At 59.5% G+C, this 15,998-nt stretch carries 10 protein-coding genes and 1 pseudogene; 6 read left to right on the top strand and 5 right to left on the bottom strand.

Going from position 1 to position 15,998, the window contains the following annotated elements:
• Nucleotides 1-362: 362 nt before the first annotated feature.
• From CKO40_RS22210 to CKO40_RS22220, 3 genes are read left to right on the top strand one after another with little or no spacing between them, the layout of a single operon-like run.
• Complete coding sequence (locus CKO40_RS22210) at nucleotides 363-1,439, top strand: IS630 family transposase (protein WP_200348642.1); 1,077 nt, start codon at nucleotides 363-365, stop codon at nucleotides 1,437-1,439.
• Nucleotides 1,440-1,475: 36 nt separating this feature from the next.
• Nucleotides 1,476-2,411, top strand: coding sequence for a sulfotransferase (locus tag CKO40_RS22215; RefSeq protein ID WP_200348643.1), 936 nt, complete (start codon nucleotides 1,476-1,478; stop codon nucleotides 2,409-2,411).
• A gap of 19 nt (nucleotides 2,412-2,430) precedes the next feature.
• Entirely contained in the window at nucleotides 2,431-3,219 is a 789-nt protein-coding gene (locus CKO40_RS22220; RefSeq protein ID WP_200348644.1) for a sulfotransferase family 2 domain-containing protein, read from the top strand.
• Here the strand turns inward: CKO40_RS22220 and CKO40_RS22225 are convergent.
• The 3 genes from CKO40_RS22225 to CKO40_RS22235 are packed head-to-tail and all read right to left on the bottom strand — an operon-like array spanning nucleotide 3,216 to nucleotide 9,009.
• Entirely contained in the window at nucleotides 3,216-4,781 is a 1,566-nt protein-coding gene (locus CKO40_RS22225) for an asparagine synthase-related protein (RefSeq protein WP_200348645.1), read from the bottom strand. The two genes, CKO40_RS22220 and CKO40_RS22225, sit on opposite strands and share 4 nt — an antisense overlap.
• Entirely contained in the window at nucleotides 4,778-7,576 is a 2,799-nt protein-coding gene (locus CKO40_RS22230; RefSeq protein ID WP_200348646.1) for a glycosyltransferase family 2 protein, read from the bottom strand. The genes CKO40_RS22225 and CKO40_RS22230 overlap by 4 nt, the downstream gene beginning before the upstream one ends.
• The gene (locus CKO40_RS22235) at nucleotides 7,573-9,009 is read right to left on the bottom strand and encodes a putative O-glycosylation ligase, exosortase A system-associated (protein ID WP_200348647.1); all 1,437 of its coding nucleotides are present in this window, start codon (nucleotides 9,007-9,009) and stop codon (nucleotides 7,573-7,575) included. The genes CKO40_RS22230 and CKO40_RS22235 overlap by 4 nt, the downstream gene beginning before the upstream one ends.
• 452 nt (nucleotides 9,010-9,461) lie before the next feature.
• On the opposite strand from CKO40_RS22235, the gene CKO40_RS22240 reads away from it, so the two are divergent.
• Nucleotides 9,462-11,060 carry an acyl-CoA ligase (AMP-forming), exosortase A system-associated gene (locus CKO40_RS22240; protein ID WP_200348648.1) on the top strand — a complete coding sequence of 533 codons (1,599 nt, stop codon included), beginning with the start codon at nucleotides 9,462-9,464 and terminating at the stop codon, nucleotides 11,058-11,060.
• Nucleotides 11,057-12,292 carry a pyridoxal-dependent decarboxylase, exosortase A system-associated gene (locus CKO40_RS22245; protein ID WP_200348649.1) on the top strand — a complete coding sequence of 412 codons (1,236 nt, stop codon included), beginning with the start codon at nucleotides 11,057-11,059 and terminating at the stop codon, nucleotides 12,290-12,292. Before CKO40_RS22240 ends, CKO40_RS22245 begins: the two co-directional genes overlap by 4 nt.
• A gap of 6 nt (nucleotides 12,293-12,298) precedes the next feature.
• Here CKO40_RS22245 and CKO40_RS22250 read toward each other — a convergent pair whose 3' ends face one another.
• Together CKO40_RS22250 and CKO40_RS24685 are read right to left on the bottom strand one after the other, a co-directional pair.
• The gene (locus CKO40_RS22250) at nucleotides 12,299-12,997 is read right to left on the bottom strand and encodes a GNAT family N-acetyltransferase (RefSeq protein ID WP_200348650.1); all 699 of its coding nucleotides are present in this window, start codon (nucleotides 12,995-12,997) and stop codon (nucleotides 12,299-12,301) included.
• A gap of 67 nt (nucleotides 12,998-13,064) precedes the next feature.
• Nucleotides 13,065-14,699, bottom strand: coding sequence for an MBL fold metallo-hydrolase RNA specificity domain-containing protein (locus CKO40_RS24685; protein WP_242477259.1), 1,635 nt, complete (start codon nucleotides 14,697-14,699; stop codon nucleotides 13,065-13,067).
• A 521-nt stretch (nucleotides 14,700-15,220) separates the two neighbouring features.
• Here CKO40_RS24685 and CKO40_RS22265 point away from each other — a divergent pair.
• A pseudogene (locus tag CKO40_RS22265) lies at nucleotides 15,221-15,814 on the top strand (hypothetical protein); the annotation flags it as partial.
• Between the last annotated feature and the right edge of the window lie 184 nt (nucleotides 15,815-15,998).

Below are 15,998 nucleotides of genomic sequence, written 5' to 3' on the forward strand. Positions count from 1 at the left end.
ACTTTATATCGTGTGGTGCGTGTAGGCGCTGATTTTTCGTCGTTATCTCATCAAGTCTGGGTTTCGGCAAAAGAACTTAAACAAGTCTATGCGACCTCGAACCAAGTGAGCATTCACCTACACTGCATGGGCTCGTTGTTACTCCCCTACCTTCACGAGGAATGGTTAGAGGTCGGGTGCAACCTGTCGAGCGCGCCCCTAAGTGATTGCAAGCTGCATCACTATAATGCTTTTAGGTAAAGCTGAGCGCCGCTTGCGCAACACCATGTGCATCGCCTCCTCATCCTGGCTGAGATTATAGTTCTTAGCATTTTGTTCTATAGTTGAGGGAATCAATCAAGTGACTCGCGGAGGTGATGAAGATGACCCGCAGTCGTCGCATTGACATTCCGAACCCAACAAGGCTCCGCAGCTACTTGGAGCAGGAGAGCGATCCCACAGTGCGCCTGCGCTTGGTGCTGCTGAACCTGATCGCGGAGCTACCACGCTCGTTCTCTCTAGCGCAGATCTGCGCCATGGTTGACGTTCCCGAGCCCACCGCCTACGTCTGGGTGCGCGCCTGGCGCGAGCGTGGCTACCAGGGGGTCTGTCATCCCACCGAAACCGGTGGCGAGCCCGGGCGACCCCCGTCACTTGACGAGACGGATCTCGCGACGCTGAAGAGCCTGCTCGAAGCGCGACCGTTCTGGCTGACGCGCGAGGTGCGCACGCTGATCCACGAGCAGTTCGCTGTCGAGCTCTCGGTCAGCCAGGTCACCCGCATCCTGCGCGAGAAGCTCGGGATGCACTTTGGCAAACCTTATCCGGATGACGCCAAGCGCCCTCACGATGCCGAGGCGCAGCTCGAAGTGCGCCTGATGACGGCCTATGAGCGCTTGCGCGCTCAAGGGCTCAGTGATGAGGACATCGCTATCGGCTTTCTCGATGAGGCCAGCCCACAACTGACGGCCAACACGACCCGGGTGTGGCACTTCGGCCAGGCCGAGATCGCCAAGAACACCGCACGCCTGAAAGCCAATGCCATCGGTTTCTACGCCCTCGTCGGTGAGAGCGTGCAAGAGTTTCTGCCGCGTTCCGATCAGACCGCGATCGCCGAGTTCTTCGCCGCGATCCGCGCCGCCAACCCCAACTATCGCGCCCTCATCGTCATCCTCGACAACTTCCGTAGCCATCACGGCGCTGAGGTCAAGCAAGCCGCCGAGGACAACGCCATCGAGCTGGTGTTCCTGCCACCGTACGCGCCGGATCTCAACCCGATCGAGTTCATTTGGAAAACGATCAAGCGGGTGATTTCGGTCAGCTTCATCAGCTCGCTCGATGAGTTGCGCAGCCAGATTCGCAGAACCTGGAATGAATCCGCTCAGTACTGCTGCTATGCCCGGTGGTGGATCGAGCGGTTCGTGCCGCATGTCTTAGACTATCAGGAATTTTGCGGATAACTATAGTTGATAATCAGGTACGCGCAAGTTAAAACGATGCAAAAATTGATTGTTTCGGGGATGCCCCGCAGCGGCACAAGTTGGACCGCCAAGACTCTATCTTTTGCCCCCGGCTTTTCTTATTGCCGGGAACCCGACAATGCTGACCATGTTGCCGGAGCCCTCTCCAGGTACAATTGGGTATACGTGCCGGGCCGAGACTTTGCCCCGGCGCAGTGGGCTACGCATATGAAACGCGCGTTGACAGGACGAATCGCGACTAACTTCACCATGAAGGAGGATCCAGGTCCACTCGTTTCGCGTTTGCCACCTCGCTACCGATATTTTTCTGACCGCTTTCCTTTGCTGTTCCTGAGAAAGCGAAACATCCTTGTGAAGTTGGTGCGCGCAAATCTTGCGCTCCCGTGGATAGAGGAAACGTTCCCAGAAGCGAAAGTCGTTTCGCTGATCCGTCATCCGGTTGGTCAATTCAGTAGTTTCCAACGTTTGGGTTGGCAGCCACGCCCAGAAGTCCTACTTTCCAATCTACGTTTACTTGAAGATCACTTGTCTGGATTCGAGACACATATCAGGCAAGCCGAAACATTTTGGGAACGAGCGGGAGCAATGTGGGGAGCCGTCAACTTGGTCATTTGCCGTCAGCAGGCTGCCGGCGCAAGACACCATATCGTTCCTTTTGAATGGCTGTGCCGTGAATCCGAGGCAAACTTCGAGACGCTATTCGCACGGATAGGTCTACCCTTTCCGAAAGCAGCACGCCATTTCCTTGCCACATCGAACAAAGGGGGGAAGAAAGAAACCATTTATTCACTTAGCCGCAGGACTCGCGCTCAGATTGACAAATGGCGTAGTGAGGTAAGCACAGAGGATATAGTTGCCTGTAGGGCTTTTGCTGAGCCGTTCGGCATCCCTTATTATGATGATTTCAACCCGTGGTTCGCCGAACCCACCTGGGGCGAGGCATCTTATTAGCAAAAATAGGGTTAATTCAGTGAAAAACGTGATATATGACATGCTTCCTCAAAGAATTTATCTAGAATTGAAGCGCTGGGATTACAAAAGATCAAAATCAGTTGGATTTGAGTATTCGCAGTGGATGCGGAAAGCAACGTCGAAAAAAGGGTATTCATACAAGCCTTTCGATGAAAAAAAAGCGATATTCATTCATATCCCTAAATGCGCCGGGGTTTCGGTAAATAAAAAACTGTTCGGCAATCTAGCAGGAGGTCATACAACTTTTAATGAATATTCAGTTATATTTGAGCCAAGATTGCTAACTGAGTACTTTAAATTTACGATCGTAAGAAACCCTTGGGATAGACTGGTTTCAGCATATTTTTTTTTAAAAAATGGAGGTTTTGATGAGGAAGATCGCAATTGGAGCGAAAAAGAGCTTAAATATATTTCAAGCTTTGAGGATTTTGTTAAAATCTGGCTTAGCAGAAGCAATATTTGGAAATGGCCTCATTTTCGACCACAATATCATTATATGCTTGAAAAAAGAGAAAAAGTTTATATAGATTTTGTTGCTTTTTTTGAGAATATACACGAAGACTTCTCTTATATAACTAGTCGCTTGGAGATGCAGTGCTCACTCCCCGTATCCAATAAAGGTAATCATGGTTTATATAAAAATTATTATGACAGCGAGATGATCAAAATTGTTGGGAATGTATATTCTGAAGATATCAGAATGCTTGGTTATAAGTTTGACAATAGTGATCTCGACCAACAGCTAGCAGAGCGCTCAAGTGGGCATATTTATACTTTGCATACTTAACTTGATCGTTGTTGGCCCTCCCAACCATCATGCCAAATTTTTCCTAATTCTAGGCAGAAAACTGTCTTGATTAAATACCATGGCATATGGTTGTTGCGCTTTAATAAGTCATAGATAACTCTTGGATAAATATAACTTTTTCGCAAGATACCAAAGGACCGCAAACTATGATTTAGCAAATACCCCCACAACTCATTGATCGACTCACTGAAATAAACATAATCCTTCTTCTGGTAATCAGCTTTTTTTGATGAATCTTCGTAAGGCAGATGGGCATAGTTTGGATAGGCACGACGAATCGCCTCATCATGTAGCCGATTGCCAAGAAAATAGGATGGCTCAACGCTCGTCAAAAAATCGTACACATCCCGATCCAAGTAAGGACAATGCACCGCTGGGATGTGCGCCATGATCGCAAGCGGAATCTGGCTGACCCCGCGCCGCGTGCGATTCCAGAAAATGAACGAGAGCATTGGATTAGTCGCTTCGACATGACGCTGCAGCTCTTTCACGATCCGCTCGACCGCGATCTTCATCGAGATTTTTTGACGGAAGGATGCTCTCAGCACCGTGTTATTGAACCCCTCGTTTCCGGTTTCGTTGAACAAGATCAGAGCCAGTTCTTCCAGACGCTGCTCTCGATAGAGCTTGAGCTTACGCTCATCCGTCATGAAGCCACCGGATAGCACACTGCCTGCTAGACCATCGTAGAGCGTACTGGTACGACCCTTGAGATAGGCGGCCAACGGCAAGATCCAAGCATGCGATCCGCCACAAAAATTGCTGAGGTGAGCCTCTTTGAGCACAGCCTGAAACCAAGACGGCGCTTTCTCGAGGACATGATGGTCGATCTTCATCTCGGCCGCGATCAGGCCGGCGATACGCGCATCCTCGTTGGTTGCCGGCGGTCGATATTCCAGCGTCACGCAGGATTGCGGTTTAACGCCATTGGCCTCCAAGGCGAATAGGAGATGCCGAGAATCGCGGCCGCCACTGAGCGGAAAAACAATCTTCTCATCCTTGGGCAAACGCTTGCGGATGGCCTGATCGAAAAGATGGGCAAACTGATCCGCCGCATCATCGAAGGCGATTCGGGCATAGGGGCCGGTGCGGATGGGCAGCTTAGGTGAGTCGATCTCGAGCCGGCCCTGCTCCCAGATCAGCGTGCTCCCCGGCGGCAAGGCGCGCATGTAGCGGAAAGGCGTGTCGTCTCCAACCGGATGGCCCATGCGTAAAATGACAGAGAGGGCGGCATAGTCCAAATCTCTCGGCATATCCGGGCTGAGCGCCTGTTCGAGACTTGGCGAGATGCGGATCGCATTGCCGTAGCAGGAATAAAACAGCGGCGAAAAACCATAAAAATCGTTACGCACGACTAGCCGACGGCCATCCCAGTGCCATTCGACGAACAGCCCATCCGGACGCTCGGGCGCGGAGCCTGGAAGCTTCTCGCCGATCACACAGTCGGTGGTGCCTTCGATTTCGACCTGATCACCGAGGATGCGGGCGGTGAAATAGGGGCGCGGCTCTTGCCCCAGCACATCGAGATCATAAGGGGTCATGCTGAGTGGACCTTGCGTAGAAGGATTTTGGCGGCGTTCGGAATAAAACCGATCGAGGTGCCTGGATCATCCCTGAGCGTTTTCGCCACGACCTTCCAATCGATTCCGGCGCGCTGGCGTGCCTGATGCAGCAAGCCTGCGGTGAAATTGTAGCGGGTTTGGGCCAGATGCCCCTTCACATGCGCGCGCTGACGTGGGTTCAGCGGAATCTCCTTCAGGACGACCTTGCACATCTCGATATAGCTGGAAGCGAACGAGAGTGAGCGCTGCGAGCCCCATCCGGCGCTATCGAAGATGTTGATCCCCCTCCCTTCCTGGGCATAGCACTTGGTCGAGAACGCCACTGGGCCGACCTGCCGACAGAGCTTGAGCTTGAAGATGCGATCCTGACCGTTGTAGACCTGCTCGTTGTAGCGAATACCAGGGGCGATCGCCTGGCGATACATCATGGTCGAGGGGCCGATGATGTTGCTGCGATAGACGATGAAATCGAAGAAATCCCCTTGAAAGGCATAGAGTTGACGTTCCGGGTCGATCAATGTGTGAGCGGCAGGCTCGAGCATGGCACCTGGCCCCGCATTCCAGTCGAAGCGGGTACCGGCGATGTCGGCGCGTTGACTGTTGCCAAAGAACAGATCATAGCCTTGATCCAGCGCATGCACCGCATCGGCCAGATAGGACGGATGAAGCGCGTCGTCGGAGTCCAGGAAGGCGACATAGGGAGTGTCCGCTGGCAGATTCGCCAGCGCGGTATTACGAGCCGCGCCTGGCCCCGCATTGGCCTGTTCGATGAGGCTGATCCGCTCCTCTCCGCCCCCAAGCTCTTTTAACTCGTCGCGCGCCGGTGCTGGTGCGCCATCATCGACGACGATGATCTGATAATCCTCGAAGCCTTGCTGAGCGAGCACCGAGCCGACCGTGTTCCTGAGAATGCCTGGCTCGCGCTGAAAATAGGGGATCAGCACCGCAATCTGCTTCGCCTGGACATGCATGCAGTCTGTGCTCCTGTACCGAGACCAGCCAAGCTCGATGCCATAGCTGGAACGCCCTGGCGGGAGTATAGCCGATGGTTGGCAATAGCCCTGCCCGCCGGGCAATGTGGTAGGTAGTGGGTCCGATGTCATCGCCGAGGCGTCGACGGCGACCTGATCGGCGCCAGTGATGCGGTGTTGCTCGGGCAAGGCAGCGGCCATCAGGGCATGCCCCGCCGGATTTAGATAGCGGACCCGCGAGGCCTCGGCGTTGTCCAGGGTCAGTCGCTGGCTCAAGGTCATGTGATCCAGATCCAGGCGCAGGTGAAGCTGTGCGCTGACGCCTGTCAAGGCCGTCCGCCGCAGCGCCTGCCGGCGCCCGAGACGCCCGCCGAGCACTCGCCAATCGAGCGCCGCGAGCAGCCGCCCGGAGAGGCCGCGCGCGGGCGGGCGGGTCAGCGCCAGCGGGCAACCCTCGGCCATGAGCGAGAGGACCGCTTGCGACCACTGCACCACGACCGTCTCGAAATTGGTCAGCCCATAGAGCGCCTCGCCCACCTCGAACACCGGCAGCCAGCCGGCCAGTGCCGGCCGTTGCAGGAGCACCTCGACGGGAAGGCGCACCGGCGGCGGCAACAGGTAGCGATCCCGCGCCCTGAGATGGAACGGCAGACCACCGCTGTAGCGGCCCTCGATCTCGGTGCGCCGGAAGGCCTGGGGCGGCTGACCGCGCGTGGAGACGAGCGCGCAGCCGCCGGTCTGCGACTCGACCCGCAGCAAGCCAGCGCTCGGGTCGGTTCGCAGCCCGTGCGATACGCTCGGCAAGCTGAGCGCATCAAGCACCGCGGGCCGTTCCGCATCGGTGGTGAGCTGACATGCCCAAGCCAAAATGGCCGCGGTCCAGGCGTTATAGACCGAGAGATGCATGTACTCATCCCAGCCGCCGCGGGTCTTGGGCTGAGGCTGAGTCGGGGTTGCTGCATCGGCGGGAGTGAGCCAGAGCAAGCCATCGGCGCGAACCTGATGCCGCCAGCGTCGCAGCACACCGGCAAACATCCGCCCAGGGAGGCGCTCGCGCTGTTCGGGTTGCGCGGCGCCGATCAGCAGCAGCGCGGCGAGCAGGCAGGCCTCACCAAACAGGGCATGATTGCTGCGCCCGAAGCCGCCGACACAGCCATCGCCATCCCAGCTCAGCAGGGTCCAATCCAGCAATTTGGTCAGGATCGGTGCCCAGCGCTGATCGCCAGTCTGCCAGGCCGCGACGCTCGCCACGAACAGGGCCTTGTGGTGATAGGCCATCGGTGTGGCCACCCGCCCGCAGCCGGTCGATGCTCCGGCTGGCCGGGCTGGCCGGGCTGGAGCGTCGATGAAGCCGCCGCTGTCGGTCACCCAGCGCGTCAGCAGTTGGCGCAGTCGGCGATCCGCGCGTTGGTGTTGCGCCGGCTCCCGGGCTTCAAGCAGGCGGCAAAGTTGCGCGAGCAGCGTCCAATTGTTCGAGGGGTAGGCGCGCTGAAGCGGGCACAGGCTCACCATGCGCTGGCGGCCATCGCACCGATTCAGGAGCAGGAGCAGGAAACGATTGAAGGGGGCATGACCGCGCTGGGTCGGCGACACCGCCAACCAGGCCTGTTCGGCGGCTTGGGCCTGCTCGGCGAATCCCAACAAAGCCAAGGCCAGGGCGCACGCGAGTTGGCCGTAATGATCGGTCGGCGTCGGCTGCTGTCGCTCCGGGTCCCAGAGACCGACAGCGGGGCGAACCTGAGATGCCAACCCCTGGCCAAGGCGCTCTAAGTAATAGTCCAGGAGCCGACTCGGCAAACTCATTGTTTTTTTAACCAAGGCCGCGGCTGATTCAGCAGATCCTCGGGTTTGGGAACGAAGTCTGGAAACCTTGGACCCTTTGCAGGGCGAGGCTTCTGTTCGGGCTTGGGGACCCAATGCTCCTCAGCTTCGGTCTCTTCAATCGCTCTCGGCGCCTCTTCCAGTTCTCGGCGCATGATGATCGCCAACGCAACAAAAGCATAAAGGAGGCTGAAATAAGCGACATCCAAGAAGGTGCCCGCTACGAGATAGCCGATCAGCCCGACCTGAATCGCCCAGCCATATTCCGACAGCCAACGTTGGCCCGTCTCACGAACGGCCTTTCGTCGTATTCGGTTCAGGGTAAGAAAGGTAAAGCCTACCAGGGTCATGAAGACAGCCAAACCGCCGAAGCCGTGCTGACCAAGGAGACTGAAATAGATGCTGTGCGGGGATAGCACATGCTCCCAAGAGCCCTCGAAATTGGCATAGGTGATCCACCAATCATAATCCATATATGTAAACCGGAAACCCATACCTCTTATAGGCCGTTCCATTGCCATGTTCCAGCTCACACCCCATGCTTGCACCCGTTGCATGGCGGACGTGTCTTCCTCAAAGGTCTCGATCGTCCCCCATTTCGCCATCAAACGGTCGGGAACGGTCACCCCTATGACGGTAACACCCACGACGGCAAGCACTATCATCAGCCATTTTCTTCTCATGCGAATGAAAAGGAAAGGCGCAATTGCAAGAAATCCTAGCAACGCCCCTCGCGAGTAGGTGACAAGAATTGCTACTGCGGTCAGCCAGAAAACCCCATAGAACAGCAAACCAATCTTATTGGAAAAGCGACGGATCAAATCAGATCCGAAGTCCTCCCAGCGATAATAAAACATGCGCGCGCTTGCTAGCACCAAAGGCAGCACCATGATCATAGCAATACCAATATAAGTATTTCCTGAAAGATAAGATCCCTCTGGCCCGAGAACCATGTGTGACCCACCTGTACTGATGGCAAAAAGTCCGCCTTTGAAACCATAAAACGCGATCGATAAGGTAATAACCAATAGCAACAAAATGATTCGACGCTGACCATACACCAGCATTGGCGTGATAAAGGTAATCACCAGAATCTTCATCAGATGTTGCCAAAAACCCCAAGCACCATGATAAACGGCAAAATAGCTAGTCATGGCGGTGTAGGCAACCAAAACCCACATCATGATCATCTCGCGCGTCAACGGCATTGCGCGCCGATCCTTTGTCATCACCAATCCAGCGAGCGTCGCCCCACCGAAGAAGACCGCGATCGGGAATGTTTTCATAAACCCCCATGTCAGCAAATGAGGGGTCATCAGGCCTGACCAAAACCAAGCCAGGATGCCAATCCATGGACGCATCAGGATGATTGGCACCAAGCCAACGACGATCACGAAAAGTAAGAGATCACGCATCCTTCTACCAAAACTGGGCTATCATCTGCAGAATCTAATTCGACAAGGAATCCGACAAAGAATAATCCATTTCCTTCAGAGTGTTGCGCAAGCCCGGTAAAGGATAACCACTATCCAAGCCTTATTCGTATCAGCGCACGCCCGCTCATAGTCTTTGGGTTTGCATAGAGGCGACCTTAGCTTGAAGTGGGCCTCTGGGTTTGCGGGCGCTAATCTTGCTGCGACAAGCTCTTTGTGATCAGCGGGACTTGTATAATCCAGCCCTCTTCCGATGAATTTCAGGGCAGACAGCAGCATTTACAATTCAGCTAAGAAGCAGCACGAGCAAGAAAAGATATTTCGACATAGAAGCAAACCGTTATGCTGGATAACCGCGATGGATGGCGATCACAGCCGACTGCGGTATCATCGACTCAGTCCACCCTGATCAAGCCTAGTAAACCCAGAACGCTATGCTGCTCCACGACGCCCTTTTTGTCCATGCCGAGCGCTCCCCCGATGCCCAGGCGCTGAGCGATGCGAAAGCCACCCAGCCTTACTCCCGCTTTGCCGGTTCGGTCCAACAAGCCGCCCGCGCTATCGCTGCGAATGCGCTCGCAGCCCGCGAACGCGTCGCGGTCTATCTCGATAAACGCCTGGAGACGGTGCACGCCCTGTTCGGCGCCTCGCTGGCCGGCGGCGTGTTCGTGCCGGTGAACCCGCTGCTGAAGGCGGGGCAGGTCACCTATATCCTGCGCGACTGCAATGTCCGCATGCTGGTCACCTCGGCTGATCGGCTCGCGGGGCTCGCCGACGCGCTCTCGGCGTGCCCGGATCTGCACAGCGTCCTGGTGGTCGGCACCGAGTCGACAGAAGAGCAGCGCCTCGGCCATGTGCGCGTGCTGAGCTGGGAGGCGACGCTGGCAGCCGCCGAGCCCGCGAGCGGCCCCGTCTCCCGCCGTCCGATCGACACCGACATGGCCGCCATCCTCTACACCTCCGGCAGCACCGGGCGGCCCAAGGGCGTGGTGCTCTCGCATCGCAACATGGTCGCCGGCGCCGAGAGTGTCGCGACCTATCTGCAGAATCGCCCCGACGATCGCCTGCTCTCGGTGCTGCCGCTGAGCTTCGACTACGGCCTCAGCCAGTTGACCACGGCCTTTGCGCGCGGTGCTTCGGTCGTGCTGCTGAATTATCTGCTGCCGCGGGACGTGATCAAGGCGGTCGCGCGCGCGGGCATCACCGGGCTGGCCGCGGTGCCGCCGTTGTGGATTCAGCTCGCCCAGTTGGATTGGCCCGACGAGGCGCGCGCGAGCCTGCGCTATCTGACCAACTCCGGCGGGGCGATGCCGCGCAAGACCCTCGATGCACTGCGGCAACATCTACCACAGGCGCAGTTCTACCTGATGTACGGGCTCACCGAGGCGTTCCGCTCGACCTATCTGCCGCCGGCCGAGCTCAACCGCCGCCCGGATTCGATGGGCAAGGCGATCCCGAATGCCGAGATCATGGTGGTGCGCGAGGACGGCAGTCCCTGCGCGCCCGATGAACCCGGCGAGCTGGTGCATCGCGGTGCCCTGGTCTCGATGGGTTACTGGAACGATGCCGAGCGCACCGCCGAGCGCTTCCGCCCAGCGCCGGGACAGCCGGAGGGGCTGCCGCTGCCGGAGATCGCGGTCTGGTCCGGCGATACCGTGCGCAGGGATGCCGAGGGCTACCTCTACTTCATCGGCCGTCAGGATGAGATGATCAAGACCTCCGGCTACCGGGTGAGCCCGAACGAGGTCGAGGAGGTGGTCTACGCCACCGGCATGGTCGCCGAGGCCGCCGCGCTCGGGATTGCGCATCCGATGCTGGGTCATGGCATCGTGCTGGTGGTGTTGGGCAAGGAGGCGACGCTGACCTCGCAGGCCCTGCTCGATGCCTTGCGCCCGCGGCTGCCGGCCTACATGCTGCCGGCCCATCTGGAGGTGCGCGAGCAGCCGTTGCCGCGCAACGCCAACGGCAAGATCGACCGCAAGGCCCTCGCCAACACCTTCGCTGAGCTGTTTCAGGAGGGCAACGACCGATGACGGCCAATCGCCCCGGCCACGCGCCGATGACCCAATTCCCGGTCGTCGACGACTGTCTGCAGATCGGCGGTCTGCCGGTGACCGCGCTCGCCGCGCGCGTCGGCCAGACGCCTTTCTACGCCTATGATCGCGCGCAACTGAGCGCGCGCGTGCAGCAACTGCGCTCAGCGCTGCCGAGCGCGCTGTCGATCCATTATGCCGTCAAGGCCAACCCGATGCCGGCGCTGGTGCAGCACATGGCCGGCCTGGTCGACGGTCTGGATGTCGCTTCGGCCCGCGAGCTGCGGGTGGCGCTCGACGCCGGCATGCCCGCCGCCGAGATCAGCTTCGCCGGTCCCGGCAAGGCGCCCTGGGAGCTGGAGGCGGCGGTCGCGGCCGGCATCACCATCAACCTGGAATCCGAGACCGAGCTGGCACGCGTCGCCGCGATCGCCGAGCGCAGCGGCCGGACGCCCCAGGTCGCTGTCCGCGTGAACCCGGACTTCGAGCTCAAGAGTTCCGGGATGAAGATGAGCGGCGGCCCCAAGGCCTTCGGTGTCGATGCCGAGCGGGTACCGGCGATGCTGGCGCGTATCGGCGAGCTGGGCCTGCACTTCCGCGGGCTGCACATCTTCTCCGGCTCGCAGAACCTGCGCCCCGAGACCCTGATCGAGGCGCAACAGCAGACCTTCGAGCTGGCGCTGCGGCTGGCCGAAGCGGTACCGACACCGCTGGAGATGCTCAACATCGGTGGCGGCTTCGGCATCCCCTACTTCCCCGGCGAGCAACCGCTGGATCTGGAGCCGATCGGCGAGCATCTCGCACAACGGCTGCCCGAGGTGCGCACGCGGCTGCCGGAGGTCGAGATCATCCTGGAACTGGGCCGCTATCTGGTCGGCGAGGCCGGCGTCTATGTCGCCGAGGTGCTGGATCGTAAGGAGTCGCGCGGACAGACCTTTCTGATCACCAACGGCGGCCTGCATCATCATCTGGCCGCATCGGGCAATTTCGGTCAGGTGATCCGCAAGAACTACCCGGTGGTGGTCGGCAATCGTGTCCAGGGCCGCGAGCGCGAGCTGGTGAACGTGGTCGGTCCCCTATGCACGCCGCTGGATGTCCTCGCGCAGCAGATGGAGCTGGCGCGCGCCGAGATCGGCGACCTGATCGTCGTCTTCCAATCCGGCGCCTATGGCTACAGCGCGAGCCCGACGCGTTTTCTCAGTCACCCGGAGCCGGTCGAGGTGTTGGTTTGAAACCGGCTATCTTGCGCGAAGGCGAAGGACGGGGCGGCGACGTTCGTTGAACGAGAGATGCAAGAACGGCGTCCTGCTCGCCCACATGATCTGCAGCGAGCCGATCACAACAAAGGTGGCCCAACCGATCGTCTTGGCACCGAGGCGCGCATGCGAGCCATGAGAGCTCGGATTGAATGCAGAGATGCGACTAAAGGATTCACGAAAACCTTCGGCGTGCAAGCGTGAATTCGCCTCTTGCCACAATTTCAGGAAAACGGGCGATAGCCGGTATCGATCGGCGACATAGACATCGTAGTCCCAGACGCTGGTTTCCGCCGGCTCCGGTCTGAACAGGCAACGGACTTCGTCTTCCAGATAGTCGCCATGGGAAAACCATAGGAAGCCGGCCAGATCATCGTTCAACTGCGCGACCAGGCAGCGGCCGCCCCTGGAGAATCGATCTTGGAGCACAGCCTCGTCGCGATAAGGCACGGCACGCAGCAAGGCGTCTTCAGGGGTTGCTTCGTACACCCGGATGCGGGGGCCGCGGTGAGGCGGCAACAAGGGCTCGGTCCGTATGGGCTGTACCACGAGATCGTATTTGATCAGGCGCGCACGGTCTCCGCTGATCCGCGAGAGCGCTATCGCGACGAGATACAAGAGCCCATTCAGCCAGCCTAATGCCTGGGAGTGTGCGCGCAGTGTTTTAATGATCTTCGGCATGCTCAGACGCTTCCGCTTTAGCTTGACTCAGGCGCCGATCAGGTTGAGCCGTGCGTAAGGCAAACCTTCAAGGCACCACAACCTCGGTCCGTGGCAGCCGCTCGCGCAGCTTCCCGGCCAGCGTCACCTTGGCGCCCTCATCCCCATGCACTAGCCGGATCTCAGCCGGCGCGACCGGTATGCCGGTGACAAACTCGATCAGACCCCGCTGGTCGGCATGGGCTGAGTAGCCGCCGATGGTATGAATCTGGGCGCGGATGTCGTAGCGCTCGCCATCGAGCATCACATAGCCGCCGCGCGGGCCGTAGCGCTGGATGTCGCGCCCGGGCGTGCCCTTGGCCTGGTAGCCGACGAAGAGGATGTCGTGGCGGGGGTCGTTGAGCATCGCCTTGAGATAGTTCACTACCCTGCCGCCGGCGCACATGCCGCTGGCGGCGATGACCACGGCGGGCTGGCGGCTGTGGGCCAGGTAGTTGACCATGTGCCTATGGTCGGCGTGGTGGTCGACGGTGACGAGCTGCTCGAAGGCGAGCGGGTGACGACCTTGTTGCAGCCGGTCTTGGGCCTCGTCGTCCCAGACCTGGCGCAGGCGCCGATAGCCTGTGGTGAAGTCGGCGGCCAGGGGTGAGTCGAGCACGACCTGCAGGCGCTGCCAGTGCGCGCGCGCTTGCGGGCCGTCCTCGCCGTGGCTGTGGAAGAGGCCTTCGAGCTCGTAGAGCAGCTCTTGGGTGCGGCCGATGCTGAAGGCCGGGATGAGCACGGTGCCGCCGTCGGCTAGGGCGTGCTCGATCACCGCACGCAGGCGCTCGACGCGGGTGCCGCGGTCTTCGTGAAGGCGGTCGCCGTAGGTGCTCTCGAGTATCAGGATGTCGGCGCGCTCAGGCGGCCGCGGCGCCGGCAGCAGCGGGGTGTCGGGGGCGCCGAGGTCACCGGAGAAGACGATCCGTTGGCGCTTGCGCGGGGGCTCGTTCGAGGCCGTGCCGGTCAGCGCGGGATGGTTGGTATGGTCCTGCGCGGACGCGGACATGGCCGCTTGGTGCGCGAGATCGATCTCGACATAGGCGGAACCGAGGATGTGGCCGGCACGCTGGAGACGGATCAAGGGACCGCTGGCGGGTTGCTCGCCACCGGCGGTCGCCTCAGCAGTGGTCGCGTCAGCGTTGCTTGCGTCAAGGTGCGGATCGGCGTTTCCGGAGATCGCGCTCGCCGGGTCGCCGGCCCGCTCGAGCGCGACGACGCCGCCCTGCCCGTCGAGCCGATGCCATTGCCCGAACGACAGCGGGATGATGCGGCTCTGCAGCACAGCGAGCACGCGCTCGATCAGACGCGGATCGCGGGTGAAGCCGACCTTGAGGGCGTCCTCGAGCACCAGCGGCAGCAGCTCGGCCGAGGCGGGGCTGGTGAGGATGGGGCCCTGGTAGCCGGCGGCGAGCAGGTGCGGCAGCCGCCCGACGTGGTCGATGTGGACATGGGTGATGATCAGCGCCTGGATGGGGTCGATGTCGAAGCCGATCTGCAATTGGTCGGCGCGCGCGCCATCGTCGCCGGCCTCGTCGCCTTGGAACAGGCCGCAATCGATGAGCAGCGAGTGGTAGCCGGTGACGTTCTGGGAACCGGGGCTGTTATCAGCGGCGTAACGCAACTCATGACAGGAACCGGTCACGCCGGTGGTGGCGCCGTGGTGGTGGATTTTGGGGTTCATCGGTTTGCCCGCTCAGGCGCCTGCTTGTCCACGCGATCGGTCTCCTGCTGCGCTAGTCCCTAGTCCCCTGATTCAGCCAATCTTCATGTCCATGTCGTACGCGCAGGATGTCGATGTCATCCGGGCGAATGGTGTCAATCAGGAGCAGCAAGTGCCTCGTCCATGAGACCCTGTAGATGGACAATCTTAGCAGCACGCTCCTGATCGCGACGTATCAGATCCCGAACGGAATCGATGACATTGCTGTAGCGGCTTGTCAAGCGACTAAACAAACGACATCGTTTCATATACCGCCCGCTCACGCGCCTGCTTGCCCAGCCGCCTCGTCTCGCGCTGCGCCAAAACACCCAGGCGATGTCGAAGCTGATTTGCAGCTGCTTAGCAAGAGCGCCATCGCGCCAGCCTCATCACCTTGGAAGAGCCGCAGTCGGTGAGCAGCGAGTGGTACCATCAGCAATATGCGAGAGAGCGGGGTGCGGCTTCTGCCCGCATGACGATCCCTAAGACGAGCCACGGGCGCCATGCCGAGCAGCCACGACCAGAACTTCAAGAACCTGATCCTCGACTACCCGCGCCAGGCCATCGAGCTGTTCGCTCCCGAAGAGGCTGAAGGACTGGGTGCTCCCGGCGTGCGTTATCTACCGGTGCGCGAGGAACAGCTCAAGGAGCGTCTCGGCGAGCGCTTCCGCGAGCTGGATACGCCTGTGCTGGTCGAGTGGCCAGACAGCCGGCGCGAAGCCCTGCTGTTTCTGTTCGAGGAAGAGACCAAAACCCGACGCTTCTCGATCCATCGGCTCGCTCACTATTGCCTGGACGTCGCCGAACTGCTGGGCACTGAGCGCATCGTGCCCGTGGTGATCTTCCTGCGCGGCGGGCGTTACACGACCGAGCTGCGTCTTGGCAGCGAGCGGTGCGCCTACCTGTCTTTCGCCTGTCTCGCCTACGCCTTTCGCCAGCAGCAGGCGCGCGATCATTTTGGCAGCCGCAATCTCATTGCCCGCCTCAATCTCCCGAACATGCGCCACGCCCGCAGCAAGCGGGTGGCCGTCTACGCCGAGGCCGTGCGCGGGCTACTGGAATTGGAACCCGATCCCGAGCGACAACTCAAATACCTCAGCAATTCCCGCCGCAAAAATATCTGCTTTAGAAACAATAAGTTGGCTTTGAGCCGAAAAAAATCTTTCGTAAACTTTTGAAGCCGAATCAGTATACTGCCACGACCTTCTCAAGCTGCGAGGCAGGTATTGATGAGTGGTCCGTTCTCACGCCAGCACCTCAGCGTCGCGGGACTGCTGCGCG

This window comes from Halochromatium glycolicum, from assembly GCF_016584085.1.
Taxonomy (GTDB): Bacteria; Pseudomonadota; Gammaproteobacteria; order Chromatiales; family Chromatiaceae; genus Lamprobacter; species Lamprobacter glycolicus.

Coding starts and splice junctions, on each gene's coding strand:
- CKO40_RS22215 (WP_200348643.1), top strand. CDS start 1,476: ATGCAAAAATTGATTGTTTCGGGGATGCCCCGCAGCGGCACAAGTTGG.
- CKO40_RS22250 (WP_200348650.1), bottom strand. CDS start 12,997: ATGCCGAAGATCATTAAAACACTGCGCGCACACTCCCAGGCATTAGGC.
- CKO40_RS22210 (WP_200348642.1), top strand. CDS start 363: ATGACCCGCAGTCGTCGCATTGACATTCCGAACCCAACAAGGCTCCGC.
- CKO40_RS24685 (WP_242477259.1), bottom strand. CDS start 14,699: ATGAACCCCAAAATCCACCACCACGGCGCCACCACCGGCGTGACCGGT.
- CKO40_RS22230 (WP_200348646.1), bottom strand. CDS start 7,576: ATGAGTTTGCCGAGTCGGCTCCTGGACTATTACTTAGAGCGCCTTGGC.
- CKO40_RS22225 (WP_200348645.1), bottom strand. CDS start 4,781: ATGACCCCTTATGATCTCGATGTGCTGGGGCAAGAGCCGCGCCCCTAT.
- CKO40_RS22245 (WP_200348649.1), top strand. CDS start 11,057: ATGACGGCCAATCGCCCCGGCCACGCGCCGATGACCCAATTCCCGGTC.
- CKO40_RS22235 (WP_200348647.1), bottom strand. CDS start 9,009: ATGCGTGATCTCTTACTTTTCGTGATCGTCGTTGGCTTGGTGCCAATC.
- CKO40_RS22240 (WP_200348648.1), top strand. CDS start 9,462: ATGCTGCTCCACGACGCCCTTTTTGTCCATGCCGAGCGCTCCCCCGAT.